Annotated in this window: 22 protein-coding genes and 1 riboswitch; of the genes, 2 read left to right on the top strand and 20 right to left on the bottom strand. The window is 55.9% G+C overall.

The window, feature by feature from the left end:
• Nucleotides 1–105 precede the first annotated feature (105 nt).
• Complete coding sequence (locus tag HMPREF1628_RS03075; RefSeq protein WP_034507723.1) at nucleotides 106–465, top strand: RNA polymerase-binding protein RbpA; 360 nt, start codon at nucleotides 106–108, stop codon at nucleotides 463–465.
• A 162-nt stretch (nucleotides 466–627) separates the two neighbouring features.
• Here HMPREF1628_RS03075 and HMPREF1628_RS03070 read toward each other — a convergent pair whose 3' ends face one another.
• The 8 genes from HMPREF1628_RS03070 to HMPREF1628_RS03035 all read right to left on the bottom strand — a co-directional run bounded on the left by HMPREF1628_RS03070 (nucleotide 628) and on the right by HMPREF1628_RS03035 (nucleotide 9,485).
• Nucleotides 628–1,191, bottom strand: coding sequence for a LemA family protein (locus HMPREF1628_RS03070; RefSeq protein ID WP_034507720.1), 564 nt, complete (start codon nucleotides 1,189–1,191; stop codon nucleotides 628–630).
• Nucleotides 1,192–1,202: 11 nt separating this feature from the next.
• Nucleotides 1,203–2,156, bottom strand: a complete 954-nt coding sequence (locus HMPREF1628_RS03065) for a DUF3137 domain-containing protein (RefSeq protein ID WP_034507718.1) — start codon at nucleotides 2,154–2,156, stop codon at nucleotides 1,203–1,205.
• A gap of 116 nt (nucleotides 2,157–2,272) precedes the next feature.
• Nucleotides 2,273–3,832, bottom strand: coding sequence for an apolipoprotein N-acyltransferase (lnt, locus tag HMPREF1628_RS03060; RefSeq protein WP_084703179.1), 1,560 nt, complete (start codon nucleotides 3,830–3,832; stop codon nucleotides 2,273–2,275).
• On the bottom strand, nucleotides 3,829–6,597 hold the full coding sequence (locus HMPREF1628_RS03055; RefSeq protein ID WP_034507716.1) for a DEAD/DEAH box helicase: 2,769 nt from the start codon (nucleotides 6,595–6,597) through the stop codon (nucleotides 3,829–3,831). The genes lnt and HMPREF1628_RS03055 overlap by 4 nt, the downstream gene beginning before the upstream one ends.
• Nucleotides 6,594–7,406, bottom strand: coding sequence for a twin-arginine translocase subunit TatC (gene tatC / locus HMPREF1628_RS03050; protein ID WP_232219364.1), 813 nt, complete (start codon nucleotides 7,404–7,406; stop codon nucleotides 6,594–6,596). Before tatC ends, HMPREF1628_RS03055 begins: the two co-directional genes overlap by 4 nt.
• Nucleotides 7,407–7,429: 23 nt before the next feature.
• Nucleotides 7,430–7,624: a twin-arginine translocase TatA/TatE family subunit gene (gene tatA / locus HMPREF1628_RS03045; RefSeq protein WP_034507711.1), complete on the bottom strand. Its 195-nt coding sequence runs from the start codon at nucleotides 7,622–7,624 to the stop codon at nucleotides 7,430–7,432.
• A gap of 38 nt (nucleotides 7,625–7,662) precedes the next feature.
• Complete coding sequence (locus HMPREF1628_RS03040; protein ID WP_034507709.1) at nucleotides 7,663–8,595, bottom strand: helix-turn-helix transcriptional regulator; 933 nt, start codon at nucleotides 8,593–8,595, stop codon at nucleotides 7,663–7,665.
• The gene (locus HMPREF1628_RS03035) at nucleotides 8,595–9,485 is read right to left on the bottom strand and encodes a helix-turn-helix transcriptional regulator (protein WP_034507706.1); all 891 of its coding nucleotides are present in this window, start codon (nucleotides 9,483–9,485) and stop codon (nucleotides 8,595–8,597) included. Before HMPREF1628_RS03035 ends, HMPREF1628_RS03040 begins: the two co-directional genes overlap by 1 nt.
• 29 nt (nucleotides 9,486–9,514) lie before the next feature.
• On the opposite strand from HMPREF1628_RS03035, the gene HMPREF1628_RS03030 reads away from it, so the two are divergent.
• Nucleotides 9,515–10,639: a DUF3866 family protein gene (locus HMPREF1628_RS03030; RefSeq protein WP_034507703.1), complete on the top strand. Its 1,125-nt coding sequence runs from the start codon at nucleotides 9,515–9,517 to the stop codon at nucleotides 10,637–10,639.
• Between the two features lie 11 nt (nucleotides 10,640–10,650).
• On the opposite strand, the gene hisG is transcribed toward HMPREF1628_RS03030, so the two are convergent.
• From hisG to gmk, 12 genes are all read right to left on the bottom strand, one after another.
• Entirely contained in the window at nucleotides 10,651–11,496 is an 846-nt protein-coding gene (gene hisG / locus HMPREF1628_RS03025) for an ATP phosphoribosyltransferase (RefSeq protein WP_034507701.1), read from the bottom strand.
• On the bottom strand, nucleotides 11,496–11,759 hold the full coding sequence (locus HMPREF1628_RS03020) for a phosphoribosyl-ATP diphosphatase (RefSeq protein ID WP_034507902.1): 264 nt from the start codon (nucleotides 11,757–11,759) through the stop codon (nucleotides 11,496–11,498). The genes hisG and HMPREF1628_RS03020 overlap by 1 nt, the downstream gene beginning before the upstream one ends.
• A gap of 66 nt (nucleotides 11,760–11,825) precedes the next feature.
• Nucleotides 11,826–12,854 (bottom strand): ABC transporter substrate-binding protein, encoded by a 1,029-nt coding sequence (locus tag HMPREF1628_RS03015; RefSeq protein WP_034507699.1) that lies wholly within the window; start codon nucleotides 12,852–12,854, stop codon nucleotides 11,826–11,828.
• Nucleotides 12,855–12,871: 17 nt separating this feature from the next.
• Nucleotides 12,872–13,657, bottom strand: a complete 786-nt coding sequence (locus HMPREF1628_RS03010; protein WP_034507696.1) for an ABC transporter permease — start codon at nucleotides 13,655–13,657, stop codon at nucleotides 12,872–12,874.
• Nucleotides 13,658–13,720: 63 nt separating this feature from the next.
• Nucleotides 13,721–13,839, bottom strand: a riboswitch (FMN riboswitch).
• Nucleotides 13,840–13,886: 47 nt separating this feature from the next.
• Complete coding sequence (gene rpe, locus HMPREF1628_RS03005) at nucleotides 13,887–14,555, bottom strand: ribulose-phosphate 3-epimerase (protein WP_034507694.1); 669 nt, start codon at nucleotides 14,553–14,555, stop codon at nucleotides 13,887–13,889.
• A gap of 5 nt (nucleotides 14,556–14,560) precedes the next feature.
• Nucleotides 14,561–15,994, bottom strand: coding sequence for a transcription antitermination factor NusB (locus HMPREF1628_RS03000; RefSeq protein WP_034507692.1), 1,434 nt, complete (start codon nucleotides 15,992–15,994; stop codon nucleotides 14,561–14,563).
• Nucleotides 15,994–16,932 (bottom strand): methionyl-tRNA formyltransferase, encoded by a 939-nt coding sequence (gene fmt / locus HMPREF1628_RS02995; RefSeq protein WP_034507690.1) that lies wholly within the window; start codon nucleotides 16,930–16,932, stop codon nucleotides 15,994–15,996. The genes HMPREF1628_RS03000 and fmt overlap by 1 nt, the downstream gene beginning before the upstream one ends.
• Before the next feature lie 45 nt (nucleotides 16,933–16,977).
• On the bottom strand, nucleotides 16,978–18,957 hold the full coding sequence (locus HMPREF1628_RS02990) for a primosomal protein N' (protein WP_156956853.1): 1,980 nt from the start codon (nucleotides 18,955–18,957) through the stop codon (nucleotides 16,978–16,980).
• A 91-nt stretch (nucleotides 18,958–19,048) separates the two neighbouring features.
• A complete protein-coding gene (metK, locus tag HMPREF1628_RS02985) occupies nucleotides 19,049–20,236 on the bottom strand; it encodes a methionine adenosyltransferase (RefSeq protein ID WP_034507688.1) in 1,188 nt (395 codons plus the stop codon).
• Nucleotides 20,237–20,243: 7 nt separating this feature from the next.
• Nucleotides 20,244–21,494 (bottom strand): bifunctional phosphopantothenoylcysteine decarboxylase/phosphopantothenate--cysteine ligase CoaBC, encoded by a 1,251-nt coding sequence (gene coaBC, locus HMPREF1628_RS02980; RefSeq protein ID WP_052038817.1) that lies wholly within the window; start codon nucleotides 21,492–21,494, stop codon nucleotides 20,244–20,246.
• 4 nt (nucleotides 21,495–21,498) lie between these two features.
• Nucleotides 21,499–21,768, bottom strand: coding sequence for a DNA-directed RNA polymerase subunit omega (rpoZ, locus tag HMPREF1628_RS02975; protein WP_016443576.1), 270 nt, complete (start codon nucleotides 21,766–21,768; stop codon nucleotides 21,499–21,501).
• 30 nt (nucleotides 21,769–21,798) lie between these two features.
• A complete protein-coding gene (gene gmk / locus HMPREF1628_RS02970) occupies nucleotides 21,799–22,356 on the bottom strand; it encodes a guanylate kinase (RefSeq protein ID WP_034507895.1) in 558 nt (185 codons plus the stop codon).
• Nucleotide 22,357 lies beyond the last annotated feature (1 nt).

Raw genomic sequence — 22,357 nt, 5'->3', positions numbered from 1 at the left:
CTTTTGCCCTAACGCCGCTCGATTCGCGCACGCAGTTGAAATATTTACCAAAGCGGTGGCGTTTATGCGTTTAGACTACGAGCAAGTTTGAAGAAAGGAAGACAGATGGCAGATCGCGCACTACGCGGAATGCAGATTGGCGCTAAGTCGCTAGAGACCGAAGATGGCATCGTTTTTGCTGATCGCCAGCAGCGTCGCTACCAGTGCGAAAATGGGCACGTTTTTGCGGTGACGATGTCGATCGATTCTGAGCCGCCAGCAAACTGGGAATGCCGCTGCGGTTCTCCCGCCGAATACCTTGGCGATGCGGAACCTGAAGAAGAAAAGCCAGCAAAGCCACAGCGCACGCACTGGGACATGCTTCTTGAGCGTCGCACTGAAGAAGAACTCGAAGTGTTGCTGCAGGAACAACTTGAGGTGCTTCGCCGCGGCGAGTTACGCAACGGCGTGGCCTACAGGCGCTAAGCGAAGGTAAAGATTAAGTAAAGCGCATATCAGGCTTTGTGGCCAAGCAACGGGGCGCCTCACAGAGCCCCTCTTGACCCCAAAACGCGCAGATTTGATCTTGCCCACTCCTCCCCCGCGATCATATAGGATCGCGGGGTTTTGCTTGCACTTCGGGTTTGTTTACACGGAGTAGTCGAAGCCGCTGATATCTTTCTTCGAGGCCACGTCGTCCTCGCGAAGGAAGTCCATCTGCTTGATTCCTCGAATTGCTGCCACGATCGAGATTGGGAAGGTAACCACCATCTGGTTCAGCAAACTGATGTTCGAGTTCACGATCCGTTTCGAAGCAGCGAGCTGGTCGTTTTCCTTTGCAATCTCACTTTGGAGATTCAGGAACTGCTGCGAAGAGAGCATCTGCGGGTAGCTCTCCCCCACTGCAAAAATATTTCTTAGCGCATTGTCTTGAGAAGCCATTGCATCGTTCATCTCTGCAACCGACGCACCGCGGCGCAGTTTCACAAGGTTCACAAAGAGTTTCTCTTCATGCTGCGCGTAAGACTTCGCTACCTTCAGCATCTCCAAGATCGTGTCATACCGCTTAGCGAGAGCAATATCGACGTTCTTCTTCGATTCTTCGATAATGACTATGTAGCGCGACATCTGGTTACTTTTTGCAATAAACCAAAAGACGATCAGCATTAAGAGGACCGCAACAGCGATCCAAATATACAAGTCAGAATTCATTGATTCTCCATTCACAACTGCGAATTAACTTTGTCTAACAACGTGTAAAACTGGCCAAGTTGATTTTGGACCTTCTTGTATTCACCGCTAAGAGAAAGGCTTTCAATCTCTTTTCGGTTAGAGGGACGCTTCAGAATATGGGAATTCGTGTAGAACGAGACTGCAACCCGTTGCCCATCCATAGTCACGGTAACTGGGCAGCCTTCCCTATACTCCACAAGAGTTCTAAGCAGGTATGGATTCAAGAGCATGCGGCTGGAGACCTCGTCAGTGCAATAGACATTGAAGGTCTCATTGAACCGAATGTCTTCCGTCTCGATCTTCAGTTCGCCGTCCTGGGCTTTGGCATAGCCTTTTTGTTTTTCTCTGCCAAACAGTCCGCGAGTTGTGGGTACGATGCGGATGTGGCCGCGCAGTCCCGTGGGATACTCGGCGGTCAGCACCTGCCCATTAAAGTCCTCCACGGTACGCGTGTTACCGTCGGAGTCCTCGTACGTGTGATAGGCCCACAGATTACAAAACTCCGTGCGCTTTTCATCATTGAACATAATGTGGCAGTTTGGCGAGTAGCTCTCCGCTCTTGGAGTAACTACTTTCAAAATACGCTTCTCAATGCCGCCGTTGTAATCAACTTCCGCGTTTGGAATAACCTCGTGAAGCACTGGGAGTAAAAAGTTTTCCACATACGACGCCGTAGTTTTATTTCGGGTTGCCGTGCGCTGCTTATTCCAAAAATAGATGAGGGCTGCAAGTGCCACCATTATGACGGTTTCATTTCGGAGCCAGAACACCAGAATAACCAGCGTAGGAATCCCGATCCACAGCATCTTGTACTGCTCTGACACGCTGGAAACCATGCCCGCCTTGATCTCATTCAACACGGCTTGTTTCTCTGGTGAACTTTCGATTTGTTCGATCCGTGCAAGCACCGTGGAGTCCGCGAAGAATGGATGTTGCTCAGCCATATTGCGACTCCCCCTTAGTTTCAGGCGTACTAGATCATCATGATTGCTCCGTTGGCCTAAGTAAACATGGCGCCAGAGTTACACCGCAACTGCAAGCGGGTTACGATTTGTTGAACTTAACGAGCGTACCTTATTTCCCCACGTCTGGAAACAGTTCGCACAAACCCCGCAATTATCAAGAGTCCACCCAGTGTCATAACCGCATAATTCAGGTACTCGCCCCACCTTGCACTGAATGTGAGGCTGGTACGTAGGGGCACGTCCTGGGCAATCCAATCGGCGTGGTAAAGGTCAGTAACTTTGAGCACGGTTCCGTTGGGTCGCACGATAGCCGATACTCCGTTAGTGGAAACCTGCATGGCGGTGCGGGACATGGACATAGCACGCAATCTAACCATCTGGAGTTGTTGCGTGGACTCTGGGGTATAACCAAAAGATGAGTTGTTTGTAGGAACAAACAGCAGCTGCGCGCCGAGCTGCGTGGCCTCACTGAAAATGCGTTCATAAGCGGCCTCGAAACATATTCCAACGCCCATCGTGAGCTGGCGGTCCGCCAAATCAACGTTCATGATGCCTGGGTCCGTGCCCGGGAGCATGTCGGTAGATACCTTCGCGGTCTCCTTTGACAAGATCGACAGGTATTCGCGCATCGGAATGTATTCCCCAAAAGGTACGGGCAGCTGCTTTGTATAAATGTCGCCTACAGAACCATCGGGATACCAAACCATGGCTTCGTTCCAGCGAGCCTCGTCTTCATAGCGCACCACACCAACAACGAGGGGTACGCCGGCACGCTTTGCCAGCCGGTCCAGCATCGCCTTCGCTTTAGCATCGCTGCGCGGGTCGCGGTCCATCGAGTTCTCGCCCCACAAGATCACGTCCGTATTCATACCGGAAGACAGAGCCTCCTCGGTGGTCTGCACGTGATTCTTCGTGACCTTCAAATACTGCTTGAATGTAGCATCCACGGGCAACTCAATATTGCCTTGGATCACGCCTGCACGCAGAGTACCCGCCTCCGCACTTCCATCAAGGGAGAGCGCAAAGGGTGATGCCAGTAGCAACGCAGCAACAATTATCGCGCCCACGCGTTGAAGCGGCCTGGCGTCTAGTGCCGGCACCAAAGAGATGGAGCGACGAATCAACACTGACGAGGTCACTATAACGAGACCGATTGTGACCTCCGAGCCCCAAGGGGCAAGCGTTTGCATAGGCCCATCAACCTGCGAATACGCGAGGTAGCCCCAGGGGAAACCGCCAAATGGCACACGGCCACGTAACTGTTCGACTGCCACCCAGAGCACGCCTACGCCTAGTGCATACAGCAGGGCAGATCGTTGCAACACGCTAATCTGACGTATACACGCCACCGCGAGACCGAATACGGCCAGAAACAGAGCCTGCACTGTTGCCAGAGCAAACCAAGGCAAATAGCTTCCTACCGAGACCGTAGCCCACCAAATATGGGGTAAGAAAAATCCCAGCCCAAACACAAAGCCGTACCAGGCGGCTCGGCCTGCCCTCGACCTATCCAGCGCCGAAACTAGGAGAATTATGGACGGGAATACCAAGAACCAATACGAAAGATCTGGAAATGCCGCCCACATTAGTCCAGCCGCGGCCACGATTTGTGTGTAGTCGAGGAAGCGGCGACGTTTGGGAAGATATCCGCTCATGCAGAGCCCTCAGCCAACGCAACTACCGAACGCCGGATGGAGTCGGCGGCCGTATGCGCATTAGTTCGCAATGGTTCGCTAGCACTCGAAGCAATCTGCCCAAGCGCATCGATCACCTGGCGGCACCAGCGCACCCAGTCCCCGGGCGGCAAATCCGCGCTGCGCACAGCAGATGCGAGGTCATCCCCCATCACCCACCAGTAGATTGCCGGCATGATGCCGTACTCCAGCGGTCCCGTGGTGGGCGCGTGCGCGTCGTTTTCCGCCCTGTTCACATCTTTCAAAATCCGCTCCAAGTCGCGTAGCGCCCGGGCCAAAGCGCTGGACGGGCCACCGGGAATATCCGACTCCGGATCGTGGTCTTTCCGCGGCTCAAAAACGCACGTTGAGACAGCTGCGGCCAACTCCGCCGGAGTTAGCTCATCCCATATCCCGGCGCGAATCGCCAAAGCCGTAACCAGATCGTGTTCGCCATAAATACCACGCAGAATCTGCCCAGCTTCAGTAATCTCTTCCCCGTGCAATGCGCCTACTCGATCCAGAACATCCACGATCCGATCAAACCTATCCGACAGTGAGGAGGTATCTGCCTCGATCTTGTCTGCCAGACGCAGGTAATCTCGGCGCGCGCTCAGCCAAGCCCTCGCTACGCGGGCATGTTCATCACGATCCGGGCAAGAGTGCACCGGATGGTTGCGCACTTTACTCTCCAGGCGGTCAATCTCAGCTTGCACCGCTCGCGGGATAGGCATCTTCTTACGTTTGGGCTCGGCGAGACGGCCCGCTTTACGCATGGCCCTAAGCTCGGAAGAAATTGCCGCCTTGAAACGTGAAGGCCGGCGAATATGATTCTTCTTAATCCGCATGTGGCCAAGGACCGACACGCCATGCGGAAAAGAATCCGCAGTCACGATCTGAACGCGCCCATCCGCGCCGATGACCTGTACGGACGGCCCGTTTCGTCCGGGCCGCGGGTCATGCACAACGATTGCGTCAATATTTCGCTTGCGCCCCGGTAGCGCTACCACTTCACCCACGCGCAGTTTTGCGATTGCGCGAGCCGTGTCGGCCGACTGGTTTGCCACCCGCAGTTTCGCCGAGTCCTTCTGCAACCGGGTCAGATCATCGCGCGCAATAAAGTAGGAGTGCGCATCGCCCAGCTCGCACTCAAATCCATGGTCAAGCTCTTTCATGCGTTCTTTTGCTAGGCGCGTGTCACGTGCTACCCCAACCAGTTTGCGGTCCGCTTGGAATTGCGCGAAGGATTCGTCCATAACTTCGCGAGCCTGCACCAAAGTCCCCGCAGCCGCCAGGTTAACCACCATGTTGTAAGTGGGACGGAAGGCAGAAATCAGAGGGAACGAGCGCTTAGATGAAAGGGATGCGACCTCCTCGGGCACAATATCGGAGCCGTACACCACCACCGCGTGGCCCTCAACATCGATACCTCGCCTACCCGCACGGCCAGTCAGTTGCGTGTACTCCCCCGGCGAAAGATCTACGTGTGCAATGCCGTTGAACTTACGGAGCGAATCAAGAACCACGGTTCGCGCCGGCATGTTTATGCCCAACGCCAACGTTTCCGTTGCAAAAACAACCTTTATCAGACCAGCGGCAAATAGTTTTTCAACCGTTTCCTTCATCACGGGAAGCATTCCAGCATGATGGGCAGCAATACCCGCCTCCAGCGCGGCAGACCATCGCGCAATACCCAAAACGCCGAGGTCCTCAGCCGACAGTGAGGAAACAGCCTCATCCACCACTGCCGCGATTTCCTGCGCCTCCTGCCGGCTGGTCAAACTAACCCCAGCGCTGTAAACCGCGTCCAGAGCGTCTTCGCATCCCGCGCGCGAAAAAATAAAGAAAATCGCGGGAAGCAGATGGGCCTGCTCAAGAGAAATCACGATCTGTGGCTTGGAAACGCGGCTGGCTCTGCGACCGGCTCTACGCATTCGCCGCCCGCCAGCGAGGCCACGGGCAGCCTCATGTGGTGAACGCGACTGAATGCCCTGCGACCTTGCGATGGCGTGACGTAATTGCGGGTTGATCTTGCCGCGCAACGCATGCCCACCTTCACGGGTGGGCTGATACAAGTCGTAAAGCTTACGCTCTACCATCATGTGCTGGTATAGCGGGACGGGGCGCACCTCAGACACGATCACACTACAACCACCGCGCACCTGATCTATCCACGCGCCAAACTCCTCCGCATTCGACACGGTTGCCGAAAGAGCGACGATTTGGACATGGCTCGGCATATGAATGATTACTTCTTCCCACACCGGTCCGCGGAAACGATCAGCCAGATAGTGGACCTCATCGAGCACTACCGCACCAAGATCGGTCAGGTCTGTGCCCGAATAGATCATGTTGCGCGCAACCTCGGTGGTCATAACCACCACGGGAGCATCTGCATTAAGCGAAGTGTCGCCAGTTAGTAATCCAACATTTTCACTGCCAAGCTCGGCCACCAACTCGAGATACTTCTGGTTAGACAGAGCCTTAATAGGCGTTGTGTAGAACGCGCGCTGTTGCCGCCGCAGTGCCATGTGCAGGGCGAACTCCCCCACCACGGTCTTGCCTGAACCCGTTGGAGCCGCAACAAGAACGCTACGCCCCTCCTCTACAACTTCTAGAGCGGCGCGTTGAAAATCGTCCAACTCAAAATCAAACTGACTGGCAAACTGGGCGCGCGCAGTTCGCGCATACTCGTTTCGTTTTTTCGCCGCCCGATAGCGTTCGGCAGCGGAGGGTTCCTGATTCATTCCGCGCTATCATCCTTCGCGCCTAGCCGCGCCAGAGCGGCATCAAGTTCAGCCTCTTCCTTCGCCATCTTCCTATCATGGCGCCGATCATGAATATAGGAGATACCCACAGCTACAAAGTACAGAGCCAGCATGGCCAGCGCCTGGAACGTCATGTTCCACGGGTCCGGTAGCGGGTTAGCAAGCGCGGTAAACACGAATGCAGACACTACCGCCCAGCGCCATGCCTTCAACATTGAAGAGGCACGTAGCACGTTCATCTGGTTCAAACCAACCATCGCAAGGGGCACCAGGAACGATATGCCGAACACAATCACGAGCCGCATGTAGAAGCTGAAATACATCGAGGAGCGCATAAGCATAACCGCAGAGTTTGGCGCAAACGATGTGAGGATATTAACCGCATGCGGCATGATCCAGATGCCAAAACCTGCGCCCGCAGCGAACAGGATGGCGCCCGCGATCGTGAATATCACCGCGTAAATCTTTTCCCGTCTCTTCAATGCGGGTGCGATGTAGGCCCAGATCTGGTAAACCCACCACGGCGTTGTGAGTACGAAGCCCGCAAACAGCGATATTTTCAGCTTCAAATCAAAAGCGGCCGAGACCGTCTCGAAGTTGAGATCCGCGCTCACACCACGGGCACGCAGATCACGCAAGGGCTGCGACATATAGTCAAAAATGTAGGGGTAGAGGAACCAGCCGGCCACCGCCCCCACCGAAATACCCAGAAGGATGTATATAAGGCGGCGCCGAGCTTCCCTTAAATGATCAACGAGGGGCATTCGCCCCTCGGGATCACGTTTCATCAGCTTGGCCATAACCTGTAGTGCTATTTGCCTTCTTCATCCGAGTCGGAAGGCTTTGTTGAAGGTTGCTCTTCGTCCGTGAGCTCTTTCATTTCCTTCTTCAAAACCTTCGCGGACTTACCGAGGTTCTTTGCAATCTCCGGTAGCTTTGACGCACCAAAAACGATGATCAAAATAATCAGGAGCACAATGATGTGCGAGGGTTTAAATGCGCCCATGTTTCCTCCAAAATGCGAAATACCAATTTCATTCTACTTTACTGATTCCATTCACCGCGAAAGAAGTCCCGGTTCGCCCGCGCCTTTCGAGCCCGCTCTTTCGCCGCCTCCAAAATGTCAGGACGGTTCGTATCTTGTATCCACGGGCCCGCCATCAGCATCTGAGTTGCCATCCACTGCTCGTCAAACACTTCGAACACTGCGCGCATCAACCGGTTGTAACGCTTAATCGTCGCATTCGCCTCTACAGCAGACTTGCCCCGCGGCTCGATGAACATCCAAACCTTCTTACCCCGATCCTGCCCGCCCGCATCTGCAGGAGCTACCTTCGTGCCCGTCCGAATGTTTTCCATCCGGTCTAAGCGAAACGCCCGCTTTTCTCCCTTATCTAAATCGATAGCTTCCACAATCCAGTGAGGCCCAGCCTGGCGCAAACCCAGCGGGTAAACACTGCGCTCACTAACATGATTAGCGTTGCTCACATACTTAAACTGCACTGAAGTGTTTTGCCCAATCGCGAACTGGACCACCTGACGATGCTGCGCAACCTGCTCGTCCTCAAACGAAACAAGCTTAGAAAAGTCCAGTTTAAGGCCGCGCGGGGCCAAAAGCTTAAGCGCTGCACTAAACGCAGTCTCTCGCATGTCCACGGGAAGCAAATAAGACAAGAAAATGAGGCCGGTTACCAAACCAATTGTTTCATCATCGGACAGCCCAATTTTTTCACTCACCCGGTTCATGTCTTGGAAAGTGACGTAGTTGTTCTCTTCAAACATAAACCAATCCAAGCCGAGGTCTTGATCCGGCGCTCCATCGCCAAACCAGGCCTCTCCCAGGGTCACTACCGCAGCGCGGACTGAACTTTCGCTCACTCCAAAGCGAGCCGCAATTTCACTTACCTCTGCGCCACCGACCTCTTGTAACCAGGCAAGGATCGTAAATATGAGCGTGTCTTTGTTTGGATTAGCCATTACTCCCCCAATGCGTCGATCCTGCAGTCCACGGCGCTCACCAATGCTGGCGGCCCAAGCACCACGATATTGTCGATCTCGCCCAATAGACGCTCTAACCAGACCCCGAGGGAACCGGCTCTGCCCTCATGAATCTCCCAGCCCTGCGGAGCCTGCACATCGGTAAGACTAGTGTGCTGCCTAGTCAGTAAAGCCTCCCCCTCTTTAATCGCAAGTTGTGGCGTAATAAGGAACAGGCCGCGGTCGTCATCTGGTGAAGGGGCAGTAGTGATGGGTTCATCCAGAATCTCAATGTTTTCCTCGTCGACACGAGAGAGCCTAAAAGTGCGCTTTTCCTGCCGCTCGCGATCAAATCCGCACATGTACAGGTTGCCGTCCTGGAGGAACAAGTACCACGGCTCAACCGTTCGTCTTAGCGACTCGCTATATGCCTTGTTGTAGGTGAAAACCACCGGTTTTCCCTCGGTCACTGCCCGCGCGAAGGCAGCCACAGCCCGCAGTCCACTTAAACTGGTTTGCGGCATGGTTCCCGGATTATTCAAGATCGCGTGCAGCCGAGCGTAGAAGTCTGGCTCTCTATCTTTTGACCAAAGTCCCCCGGCTGCGTGGACCAGAAGCTCTTCTGCAGGCGTCAAATCAGCTTCTATACCCGTGCCCTTTTCAAGAATATAGATCTCATCACCCTCGTGATTCACAACGGTTTTGAGGTTGAAACCCATATCCTTCAAATCAGCCTTGTCACGAGTAAACCGGCGTTCACGAGCCGGGCCCTGCACCTCATAGCCCGGAACGAGATCGAAAATCTGGGTTGCGGTCAGCCCGAGCTCACGCTTAGCCAAAGCCAAAACTAAGCCCAAAAGGCGCTGTCCTCGCGACGTATCAACAATCATGCTCTCACCCTAACCGCTATGCTAGGCGTGTGTTGCAACGAAATGCCAAGGTCTTGAAACTCGCGCGATCCTGGGGCCGCGCAACCGAACTCGACGCACGAATCACGGCTGCGCCCGAAGGCGCTACATGCTTTATGCCTGGCAAAACCGTCCGCGCCATCGCCCTTACTGAGCTGGTTGGACAAATCGGTGTAGGCGATAACATTCGGATCGACTGCTCCGCACTGGCAAAGAACCTTGGCACGGGAGGCTATGCCACTGTCTTATCTGGCTCTCGGCTGCCCGCTGACTCCTTGCCGGCGGCCGGTCACATCGTGAAGGCCCGCTACATGCCCCACCAACACGTCGTGCAAAGTGTTGAAGAACCGGACTCCCCGCACCACCAGATCATGGCTGAGGCCACCTGCCTTGAAGGAGCTGCGGTACTTGTAGCGGACCTGCATTCGGCTGTTCCTGCCGTAGTGGCTGGAATTCGCAGCCAAGATCCTACCGCGCGCATCGCATACGTCTGGGATGACACAGCCGCTCTCCCCCTCGCTTTCTCCATGAGCATCGCAAAAATGAGGGAATGCGCAGACCTAGACTGCACTATCACCAGCGGCCAAAGCTTTGGAGGCGACCTAGAGGCTGCCTCCATGCCATCGGCACTCCTAGCCGCCCGCCACGTCGCGAAGGCCGACTACATAGTGGTGGCGCAAGGCCCCGGCAATCTCGGCACTGCGACCCGCTGGGGCTTTTCTGGCACGGCCACCGCCCAAGCCCTCCACGTGGCTCACGCTCTTGGCGGCAAACCCATTCCCGTTGTGCGCGCCTCGCAGGCAGATCCGCGCCCAAAACACCTGGGTATCTCCCACCACACGCTCTCAGTACTGAACCAGCTCGTGCTCATTCAACTTGACGTGCCCATCGTGGATAGCAACTCTCTAAGTCTAGCCGAGGCCGCGAAAACCGCACTCGAGAATGGGGCCCTAGCGCTCGCGCAGCGTCACACCGTGCACCGCGTGAGCAGCAAGAGCGCCCTCGCCTGTCTCAAACACGCAACTGTTCCACTTCGAACGATGGGTCGAGGACTGAGCGAGGACGCGCTCGCATTCGCGGCAGCCAGCGCCGCCGGAATCTACGCGGCTACTCTGCGCGGCAACCGGGACAACTAGGTTCGCTACCCTTACAGCCGCGAGGCCGAAAGCTCTGTAACCAGGATGCCGCGGGCACCCGCATCATAGAGCTCATCCATCACGCGGTTAATGTCGCCGCGTGGAACCACCACGCGAACCGCCAACCAGCTCGAGTTAGCAAGTGGCGAGATCGTAGGCGATTCAAAACCTGGCGCCACCGCAACTGCCGCAGCCATGTCCCGCTCATGCACGTTGTAATCGACCAGCACGTTTGCGTGGGCACGCATCACGCCATCCAGGCGGCGCTGAAGGACCTTTACCTGCGCATCGTCGCGGTATTCCTCACGCCCGATCAAGATGGCCTCGGACTGCAGCAGGATTGGACCAAACACTTCCAATCCCGCGGCTCTCAGCGTTGAGCCCGTTTCTACAACATCGGCAATCACGTCCGCAACGCCCAGCTGAATGGAGGATTCTACTGCTCCATCTAAGTGCACGACCTCGGCGTCAACGCCCTCTTTTTCCAAGAACCGCTTCACAAGATGGTCATACGAGGACGCCACGCGTTTACCCTCGATGTCACGCAGCTCGCTCATTTTGCCCGCAGGAGCCGCAAAACGGAACTTTGACTTGGCAAAACCAAGCTGTTGGAACTCGACTGCAGGCGCACCGGAGTCAAGCAGGAGGTCACGTCCGGTAATACCAACCTGAATCGTGCCTTTACCCACGTAAACAGCAATATCACGCGGACGTAGCAGGAACAGTTCGACGTCGTTGAGATTATCAACGAGCACCAGTTCCTTGCCTCTGCGATTTACCTTGTAGCCAGATTCGCGCAGCATCTCTACTGCCGCTTCGTGAAGTGAGCCCTTATTGGGAACAGCAATTCTTAGCATTAGAGCTTCCTATAAATATCTTCTAGGGAAATACCTTTTTTAACCATCATCACCTGCGTGTGGTAGAGCAGTTGCGAAATCTCAAGCGCGGCGTCGTCATCCGACTCGTACTCGCAGGCCATCCACACCTCGGCTGCCTCCTCAACTATCTTCTTCCCGATCGCATGGACACCCGCATCAAGCTCCGCAACCGTTCCCGAGCCTTCCGGCCTCGTTACCGCTTTGGTTGATAGTTCGTTGAAAAGTTCCTCAAATGTCTTCATGAAATTGATGATAACGAAAAGTGGGCGCGGAACGAGTCCGCGCCCACCAGTAGAACACTGAGCCAATTACTTAACGAAGTCGTTAGTCACCGTTTCATCGAGTTTAACGTCAGATGCTAGCAAGCCATCCTGCGTTGCCAAGAAGTCCAGCATGGCCGCCCACGTGTCCAGATCCTGACGCATCGTCACTTCGCCGTCCTTTTCGAACAACTTATTGGTAGCGACGAGGGTTGCCTTCGCTGCGTCCGTTGCACCGGGAGCAGACAGATTCGGATCGTACCCCTTGGTCACTTCAACAGCTTTATCCGGATCATCAACACACAGCTGCTTAGCGTGGCGAAGGCCTTCCAGAACCGCCTTCACTAAGTCGGGATTCTCACTAGCAAACTTCGAGGTCGTGACAACGTTCGCACCGATAAGCGGTAGCCCGCCTTCTGGCGACATCTCAAGCTCACGCACACCCACATTCGCAAGCCCAAACTGGACCGTATCGTTATTAGTGAAGCCCACAACAGCCTCTACCTCTCCTGCCTGGAGAGCAGCGAGCTGGGTGAAACCAATCGAGGTCAGCTCAATATCGTTCACACTCATGTTGTGCGCGGCCAGGGCAGACAGCAGGCCGTACCAGTTGGAACCGAACTCTCCCGGCAGGCCAACCTTACGCCCGCGCAGGTCCTCGAAGGTCTTAATATCCGAGTCTTCCTTGACGATCACTACAACCGGGTACTTCGCGTAATACTGGCCCACAGATACCAGGTCCATACCCTGTGACCTCGCAATAGCCATCTCATCACCAGTGGCCACTACCATGTCCTCTTCACCTGCAAAGAGGGCGGTGAACAAGCCCTCGTCAGATCCGTGGTGGCGGATCGTCACATCGGCGCCCTCGCCGGCAAAATATCCTTCTTCAACGCCTACGTATGCGGGAGCGAATTGGACGTTTGGGATGTAGGTAAGGCCCAACGTGACGGGGCTGGCGGTATTCTCACTGCCCTCAATTGGAGCCTGCGCCGGACCTTCAGCGGGCGACGAACACCCGGCAAGAACGAGCGCACTAAGTGCCAACGCTGGTAGTGCAAGCCGCTTCAAAAACATTATTTTCCTCTCCAAGACTATCGACGAGATGTATTAACGAGCTTCGATTTGCGCTCCACCGTGTAAATCAAGGAATAAACCGTCATCGCCATTACGCACAGAAGTGAGATAGTCACAAACATTCCGCTGGTATCTAAACTGTTACGTTGCACGGTGAGGACCGTTCCAAGTCCGGCCCCTCCCATAACCATCTCTCCAACGACAGCGCCGGTCACCGACAGGGTGAAACCATTGCGCAGACCAGCCAGGATTGAAGGTAGGGCGAGGGGGATTTCCATGTAGAGCAGTAGAGTAAGCCCGGATGCTCCGTCAAGTCTGGCGGCCTCCATGACTTCCACGTCAAGGTGGCGCAGTCCGACCGTGGTCGAGACCAAAATGGGGAAGAAAACCATCAGCGTGCACAGTGCAACGATGGCGCTCGTGCCGTAACCGACCCAGAGGACGAGTAGCGGAGCTAGCGCGATCGCGGGGATCGCCTGCGTAGCGCCGAGGAATGGTTCCACCGCAGCTGAAAACACCTGGGACCTGTAAATCAGGTAAGCCATGGGAAGCGCAATGAGGGCGCCGAAAAATGAGCCGAGTGCGGCTTCTTTCAACGTGACCCAAAGCGCCTGCCACAAGGCGGTGCTAGACAGTGATGAGATAAGACGCGTAGCGAACTCGGCCGGGCTGGGAAGCATCCAGCTCGGGGTGCCCTCTTGAATGGTGATCAGCCACCAGCAAAGGAGCAAGAAGAGCCCAAACACCAGGGGAGCTCCAAAAGTGAGCACCGCTGGGCGTCTGCGGGCTGGCCGGGTTGACACGCTATCTTGTCCGTTCCTTGATTAACTCGTCCGGGCAGACAAGGCACAAGCCAGCTTAAAATAAGCGAGCTCCTCCCATCCGGACTTTAACCGTCGGTGCTGGAGTTTCACCAGCTCAACCGCCGAAGCGGCTCGCGGACTTTAACCGCCGGCTCGGAATTACACCGACCCCGGAGCACACCCCAATACTACACGGCAAGCACAAAAAATACTTGCCCAGCACATTTTCTCAGTGAGCGTGCATAGCCTCGGACGCAATCCGGCGAAGCTGCTCGACCTCCTGGTACGCATCTTCCGCGCGGAATACTGCCGAGCCTGCAACGAAAACGTCAGCTCCAGCCTCGGCGGCAATCTGAATGGTCTCGCGGTTCACGCCGCCGTCCACCTGGATCGCGATTTCTACGCCAGCCTGCTTCGCAGCTTCGCGTACACGGCCGATCTTCTTCATCTGCGAATGCAAGAACGGTTGCCCGCCGAAACCAGGCTCTACCGTCATAACTAGAATCATGTCGAATGAAGGCAAGAGATCCACGTAGTCGTGGATGTCCGTGGTTGGTTTTAAACCCAATCCGACTTTGGCACCCTGCTTGTGGATCTCATTTGCCAGGCGCAGCGGTGCTTTGGCGGCTTCGGCGTGGAAGGTCACTGAGGCCGCACCTGCCTCGGCATATGCGGGCGCCCAACGGTCCGGGTCTTCAATCATCAGGTGGCAGTCCACCGGCATGATGTCCTTAGCAATCACGGCCTCCACAACGGGCAGACCCCACGTAAGGTTTGGCACGAAGTGGTTGTCCATGATGTCCACGTGCGCGAAGTCTGCGTTGCGAATCTTGTGCAACTCTCCGGCAAGGTCTGCAATATCGCAGTTAAGGATCGAGGGGCTGATAGTTGGTTTCATTCTTCTCACCTAATTCTCTTGATAAGGGCAAGGAACATGGCGTCCGTGCCATGCACGTGCGGCCATAGCTGCACGACGTCTCCCTCACCCATTTTCACGGGGGTTAGTTCAATTTCAGTCATTGAGATTTGGTCAATTGCCGAGGCAGCGGAAAGGAATTCAAACTCGTCTCGGCCTTTAATGCGTTCCATCTGGTCAATAGTTTCTTGTTTGTGAGGCGAGCAGGTGATATATGCGAGCACGCCGCCAACATTCAACGCGTCAAGACCAGAATCGATTAGCTCGGCCTGAAGTTTAACGAGGTCTGCAACGTCGGTAATCTGCTTGCGCCAACGCGATTCTGCACGCCGGCGAAGAGCGCCCAGGCCCGTGCACGGAGCGTCCAAGATAATGCGATCAAACTTCTCACCGCCCAGGTCTCGCCCGTCGCCCACCTGTACAGTAATCCCAGTGAGCTGACGCGTTGTAGCTTCAACAAGCTTCGCGCGATGTTCTGACACCTCGTTGGCTACAAGGTGTGCTCCCCTGGCATCCGCGATTGCGCCAACTAGGCCTGCCTTCCCTCCGGGGCCAGCACACATGTCGAGCCATCGCACGTCGTCGTTTTGCACCTCGGTTTCGGCGAAAGCCGTAGCCACAAGCTGTGAGCCCTCGTCCTGCACCGCTGCGCGCCCATCGCGAATCTCTGGCAGACGCCCCGGGTCCCCTCCCCCAATGACCACCGCCCATTCGGAGTAGTCACCCGGGCGCGCGCTGGTCTTTAAGAAATATTCCACGTCCTCGGCCAGATCGATCGGCAGAATCAAGCCCGGGCGGGCACACAGCGTGACGGAAGGATTCACGTTATCTACCGCCAGTAGGTCTTCGAGTTCACGCGGGTCGCGTCCGTGCGCTTGCAAAGCACTGGCCAGGGCGCGAATAATCCACTGGGGGTGCGAGTAGATGATAGAGAGGCGCTCGGCGTCGTTCTCGATGCGCTGCATCCGCTTCTCCCACTCGGCTGGTGAATGTTCCGCCACGGAGCGCGCCACACCGTTTACAAACTTCTCGCTGCCCCTCTCGCTTACCTGTTTTGCAAGTTCTACCGCCTGGGCAACCGAAGCGTGGTCAGGTACGCGCATATGTAGGATCTGGTGGGCTGTCATCCGCAAAATAGCGCGGACCTCTGGATCAACATCCGCGATCTTGCGGTTCATACATTGGCTTAGCACCCAGTCAATGCGATCACGGTATCGAAGCGTGCCGTAAACCAGCTCGGTTGTCATACCCGCGTCACGCGGCGATAGCCGAGCTTTGGTGAGCATGGGCGGCAACACCAGGTTTGCGTAAGCACCTTCAGTTTCAATTTTGAGCAGCGCCTCGTAGGCAACTCGGCGCGAATCTTCTACGCCGCGGGGGCGACGCGCCCGAGGAGGTCTGTTGTCTCGGCGATATTCCATCAGTTCTCCTTGCCCTTCAAGATCGCGGCTGGCTCTAACCTGGCTCCCCTGGCCCAATCAGCTGCTGCCATGTGCGATTTACCAGCCGGCGCCACGGCAATCAGTTCCAGCCATACATCTGCCGCGGCGACAAATACAGCGTTCTTTTCTATACGTAGCTCGCCTGGTTTTCCACCTGGCTGATCCGTCACTTTCGTTGCTAGAATTTTTAGTCGCTTCCCGTCAGGAAGCATCGCGTAGGCACCGGGAGCGGGCGCGAATGCGCGCACCTGATTGTGTACCTGCAGTGCAGGCTTAGTGAAGTCGATTGGCAAATCGTCACGGGTAATACGGTGGGCGTAGGTTTCTCCGCTCTCGTTTTGCAGCCGCGGGTTCGCAACGCCCATTTCGATGGAATCAACCACGTCCACAACGTCTTTAGCCCCAATCTGGGCTAGTTCGGCAAGTAGCTCGCCGCCACTAATATCGGGGTCAATTTCTACCGGTCGAGTTGAGTACACCGGTCCGGTATCCAGCCCTTCTTCCAGCTGGAAGACGTCAACGGCAGTAACCGTATCGCCCGCCTCGATAGCGCGTTGAACCGGCGCGGCCCCACGCCAGCGTGGCAAAGCCGAAAAGTGCAGGTTAATCCAACCGTGGTCGAGGCCTTCCAAAGCGGTTTTGGGAATAATCGCTCCGTAGGCCACAACAACGCCGAGCTGAGCTCCGGTTTTTTGCACTTGCTCCAAAACCTGCGGGTCTTTGAACGAATCCGCCTCAATGACGTGGAGGCCATTCTCACTGGCCCACTCTCCCACTTCTGACGGGTAGAGAGTTCGGCCACGACCTCGCCGAGCGGGCGAACGAGTTAGTACACCCACAACCTCATGATTGGACTTGGTCAAGGCCGCAAGCGTTGGGATTGCAACTTCTGGAGTGCCAGCAAAAAGGATCTTCACTCTAATAGTCTATCTTGATTGGTCTTTGAATCTGTCTGGCGCATATTAAAGAAGGCTCGCGGGGTTCACATGAACGCTTACCGCGCCTTTACGGCCCATGCTTCTTGCAACTTGAGTAGCTTTCACCGACTCAATGAAGGTTGGCGTTGCATCCCACGGGCACCTGTAAATGGCGCGGCTTTGATCGCGGCCGTATGTTTTTTGCAGGTCACGTCCCTCCCTGGCCGCCACTCCAACGAGCTGGCACCTACCGGGCACGTTTACTTCCTCAATAAAAGAAGCAACGTTCTTCCTGTCTCCATCGATTGCAACCATGCATACAGCGGGGAAAAAACCGAGCAGTTCACGTTCATCCAGCAACTGCATTGCGAATCCAAGAGGATCGCGGCGCACGAGCGAGCCACGAATCATCGGATCACGAACGCCCACCACGATCATTTTGCCACCTGGCCTAGCCAGTGAATGAATGTTCATCCACCTGCGCATCGCTTCAGCGGGGGCCCAAAGTTCCGGGCGTCCCAGGATTGCCCAAGCGTCTAGCGCAACCACGGCCGCATACCCTCCGGGCGTAACGGGCTCCATGCCCGGTGTGGCGATTACTATTCCGCTCGGCTTCGCAAACTCGGTAACGGGCGTATCTGCACTGGACATTTCGATAATGGTCCGAGGGAAAGCACGCCCGAATTCCTCGGCAGTTCGCACTGATCCCACCCGGGCCGATCGCCAACTTGAGCTACCGCACTTGACGCATCTCCAACCCACCTGCGGACGGTTACACCACATGCAGGACAGTCCCCCGTTTGCGAACGCCCGTAGCGGCCCATGGCAAGCATTACACCGTGCGCTTTGATCGCAACGGCTACAGGCGATGACCGACACGTATCCGCCGGTTGGAACGTGCACCAGCACGGGACCTACGTCCAATGAGGTGCGAATGAAACTTTGTACCGAGGGAGGAATCCGCGAGTGGCCGGCAGGACCTTCTCGTTCCATATCAAACTCGTCTGGTACCTCAATGATTGCCGTTTTAGAGCGGGTAACTTCTCGGTCTGCAACTAGCGGAGCTGCCCAACCGGAGCGCACCAGTTGTGCTTCTGGTACAGAAATCGACGGACCTGCACTCACCAGGGCGCATCCTTGCAAGTGCGCTCTGCGCATCGCGATCTCGAGAGCCGACAAGTACGGCGCCTGTTGGTCAGTCAGCCTGTCATCGCCCGCGTCCCATACACTAATCAAACCCAGATTAGGCACGGGCGCATAAACGGTGGACCTCGTGCCGATCACCACGTCGGCCTCGCCCGCTCTAATCTCCAGATAGGAACGGTACTTCTTATACTGTGAATCAGATGCCCGCTGGTAGACAACCCTCCAGTGCGTCTGCGCAAAAACGGCTTCCATCGCATCCACGTCCCGAGCCGTAGGCACCACAATCAGCGTGCGCCGCCCAGACCTCGCGGTTGCCTCCACAAGATCTAACAGCGGGTGATGCTCCATTCGCGCAGGGAACACCCTCGGCAACGTAAGCCACACAGCGCGTGGAGATTCGCCCTTGCCAATATGCTCAAGAAACGCATGGCCTCCCGCATAGTAGCTCCACGACGAGGAAAACTCGCCTCCCGTGGGCTCACTGACATCAGCTACTTCATTGCTCCAGCCGGAAATAAACGCCTTCTCCGCCCCCGCGTGCCTGCTTGGCACCATGGCTGTCAGAACCTTAGAGACAGCAGTAGCATTGCGTTTTGCGAGGTCTTGAGCAAGTGTAATCATCTGCTGATCCACTAGCGGTATTGCGGAAACCACGCGCTCTACAGGCGCAAGTTTGCCCTTAAAGTCAGAATCTTCGCCGACTTCAAGGACGAAACCATTCATTCTTCGCCCTGCGAGCTTCACCCGCACGAGTGAGCCTACCTGGACCGGCTGGCCTGTAGCCTCGTAGTCGAAGAGCCTGTCTAGGTGAGGCACCGCGGTATCGACGAGCACACGGGCCACTCGTCTTCCCAGTAGTGCTTCAGGCTGATTCGACATGGCTTAATCGTATCGTGCACCGCAGACATTTATTTTGCTCAAAGTAATAGGACCCCATTCAAGGGGTCCTATTACCTGGCTTGAGAATTAATCAGCCGAGAACGCCGCGTAGTTCGTCTGCCTTAGAAGTGTCCTCCCAAGTAACGCCCTCGCGCCCGAAGTGACCGTACGCCGATACGGCCGTAAAGCCCGGCTCGTTTAGTCGTAGCGTCTCGATGATTGCCGCAGGGCGCAAATCAAAAACTCGACCTACTGCGCTCAGCAACTGGTCATCAGAAACGCAGCCCGTACCGAACGTGTTGATGTGTAGCCCAACTGGTTCCGCACGGCCAATCGCGTAGGAAACTTGCACCTCACAGCGGCGAGCCAAGCCGGCTGCAACAATGTTCTTCGCAATCCAACGCGTTGCGTATGCGCCAGACCTATCCACCTTAGAAGCATCTTTGCCCGAGAACGCGCCGCCTCCGTGGCGCGCAAATCCACCGTACGTATCAACGATGAGCTTGCGTCCTGTAACTCCCGTGTCACCCGCGGGGCCTCCAACCACAAAGCGGCCTGATGGGTTAATCAGCAGCTTCGCTTCCGAAGTGTCAAAGCGCTGGCCAACCTGTTCCAGCACCGGATCCACAACGAGGGTTTTCACGCCTTCTCGGATGTCCTCAAGAGACAAAGCGTCATCATGCTGAGTAGATACAACAATCGTGTCTAGGCTGACGGGACGCTCGTTTTCCATGCGGACCGTAACTTGAGTTTTACCGTCCGGGCGCAGCCCGCTCATCTCAGTGCGGCGAACCTGTTCAAGTTGACTAGCGAGCCGGTGGGCCGCGTAAATCGGCAATGGCATGAGCACTGGCGTGTCGTCGCAGGCATAGCCAAACATGAGGCCCTGGTCTCCCGCTCCCTGGAGAGAGAGCAGATCACCGGAGGACTCTTCTCGAGCTTCTATTGAGCGATCCACCGACTGCGCGATGTCGGGAGACTGCTGATCGAGAATATCCATCACCTGCAAGGTGCGTGCATCAAAACCCATGCCTTCTTGCGTGTACCCGATCCGTTCAACCGTTCTGCGCACGATCTGCTCGACATCCAGCTCGGTAGTTGTTGAAAGTTCTCCCGCAACAATCACGCGGTTAGTGGTTGCCATTACCTCAACGGCTGAGCGCGTTTTGGGATCATACTCCAAAGCGGCATCCAAGATGCCATCGGCAATCTGATCGCAAACCTTATCCGGGTGTCCGCTAGTGACGGACTCAGAAGAAAATAGTGGAGCGGCTTTCATTTGTACCTCAGTTGTTCTTAACTAGCTGCGTGGCTGCAAGTTCTACCAGTTCTCGAGCCACTTGAAGCTTAGTTCCAGCCACGGACAAAACTTTTGTCCCCGCAGCATCCACCACGGTCACACGATTGTTTTCGGTGCCAAATCCTTGCCCATTGCCTACCTGGTTGATCGCGATAAAACGGGCGCCCTTACGCCCGGCTTTAGCACGGCCAAACTCTAAAACTTGCGCCTCATCACCGGTCTCTGCGGCAAAACCGAAGCACAGCAGATGCGGATACTTGCTTGCAGTTTCGCGCAAAATATCTGGATTTTTAACCAGCTGCAAGGACCATCCGTCCTCATTATCACTGGTCTTCTTAACCTTTTGTTCCCAGCTTTGTTGCGGGCGGAAATCAGCAACCGCAGCCACAAAAAACCCGATGTCGAAGTTTGCGGCAGCGCCTTGGACAGCCTCATACATTTCACTTGCCGAGGGAGTATCTACAACCGTCACGCCGTCAGGTATCACACCGGGAGCAATATTTGCGGCGAACACGGTGACGTCAGCGCCGCGTTCCACAAGAGCACGCGCAATCGCGGCACCTTGTTTACCACTGGAGTGGTTACCAATAAAACGCACGGGGTCAATGGCCTCGCGCGTGCCTCCGGCAGTCACGAAGGCCCGCACCCCGGCTAAGTCCTTTTCTTGAAGGGGGGTTTCTTCTGCTAATACGGCTTCAGCAAACTTGCAAATAGCTTCTGGTTCGGGCATGCGGCCCGCTCCTTCGTCTCCCGAGGACAGATCACCAACCGCAGGTGCCATTACATGCAACCCGCGTTCCTTCAGAGCACAAATGTTGTCCTGCGTTGCAGCGTTTTCCCACATGGCGGTATGCATCGCCGGAACTACAACTATCGGACATGTAGCGGCAAGCACCGTAGTGGTGAGCAAGTCGCTGGCTATACCGGCGCGAATCTTCGCGATCAGATCAGCCGTTGCTGGCGCAATCACAATCAGGTCTGCACCTCGGGCGCCCTCCACGTGGTCTACCCCGGCTTCGCCATCGAAAACATCGGTGTGGGCGGGAGAACCAGAAAGTGCCTGCCACGTGGTTTTCCCAACGAAGTGTAGGCTAGCCGCAGTGGGAATAACCCGCACGTCGTCACCCGCCTTCGCGAAATGACGTACGACGCCAGCCACCTTATACGCGGCAATGCCGGCCCCCACCCCAACGATGATCCGCCGGGGCGGCGTGCCGGCATTGTTAAGAGCTGTCAATCTGTTACTCGGCGTCCGGGGCCTCTTCCATAATCAACAGGCCCTCGTTGATCTCGCGAAGCGCGGTGCTAAGCGGCTTGTCATCAGCCTCAACCGGGACAACCGGGCCCACAAACTGAACCATGTTCGACTCAAGTTGCAGGTTGTAAGAGTTAATCTGCCTTGCGCGGCGGGCAGCAAATACAACCAGCGCGTACTTCGAATCGACCTTCTCCATCAGATCGTCGATCGGTGGGTACGTAATACCTTCAGGATGGGCAACGATTCCCGTCATGAATCCTCCTAGCTTCGTAACGCAACAATCCTACGCTAAGCCCATAAGACTAGCCAGTTTCCGCGCTGTGTGATCCACCTCGTCATTAACCACAATATGGTCAAATTCGCTCGCGGCAGCCATTTCCACGCGAGCAGTTTCAAGGCGACGCGCCATCTGCTCTTCCGTCTCAGAGCCGCGGCCACGTAACCGTGCCTCCAATTCCTCCCACGAAGGAGGGGCGAGGAAAATGAACTGGGCATCGGGCATCTGCTCGCGCACCTGCCTTGCCCCTGCAAGGTCGATCTCTAATAGCGCCGGGCGTCCCGCAGCAATAGCCTCTTCAATCGGAGCCTTTAAAGTCCCGTAATAGTTCATGCCGTGAACCTCGGCCCACTCCAAGAAAGCATCTTCTGCAACAAGCTCGAGGAAGCGCTCGCGAGAGAGGAAGCGATAGTGCTGTCCATCAACCTCACCGGGGCGCGGATCTCGAGTTGTTGCCGAGATTGACAAGAAAATCTGCGGGTGCAACTCCATTAAGCGAGCCACCACTGTCCCCTTGCCAACCGCGCTAGGACCTAATAAAACCGTAAGATGCTGGTGATTCATG

It is taken from the genome of Actinomyces sp. S4-C9, from assembly GCF_000758775.1.
Lineage (GTDB): Bacteria > Actinomycetota > Actinomycetes > Actinomycetales > Actinomycetaceae > Gleimia > Gleimia europaea.
The sequence above is the reverse complement of the archived record's forward strand: the minus strand, read 5'-3'. Positions and strand labels throughout refer to the sequence as shown.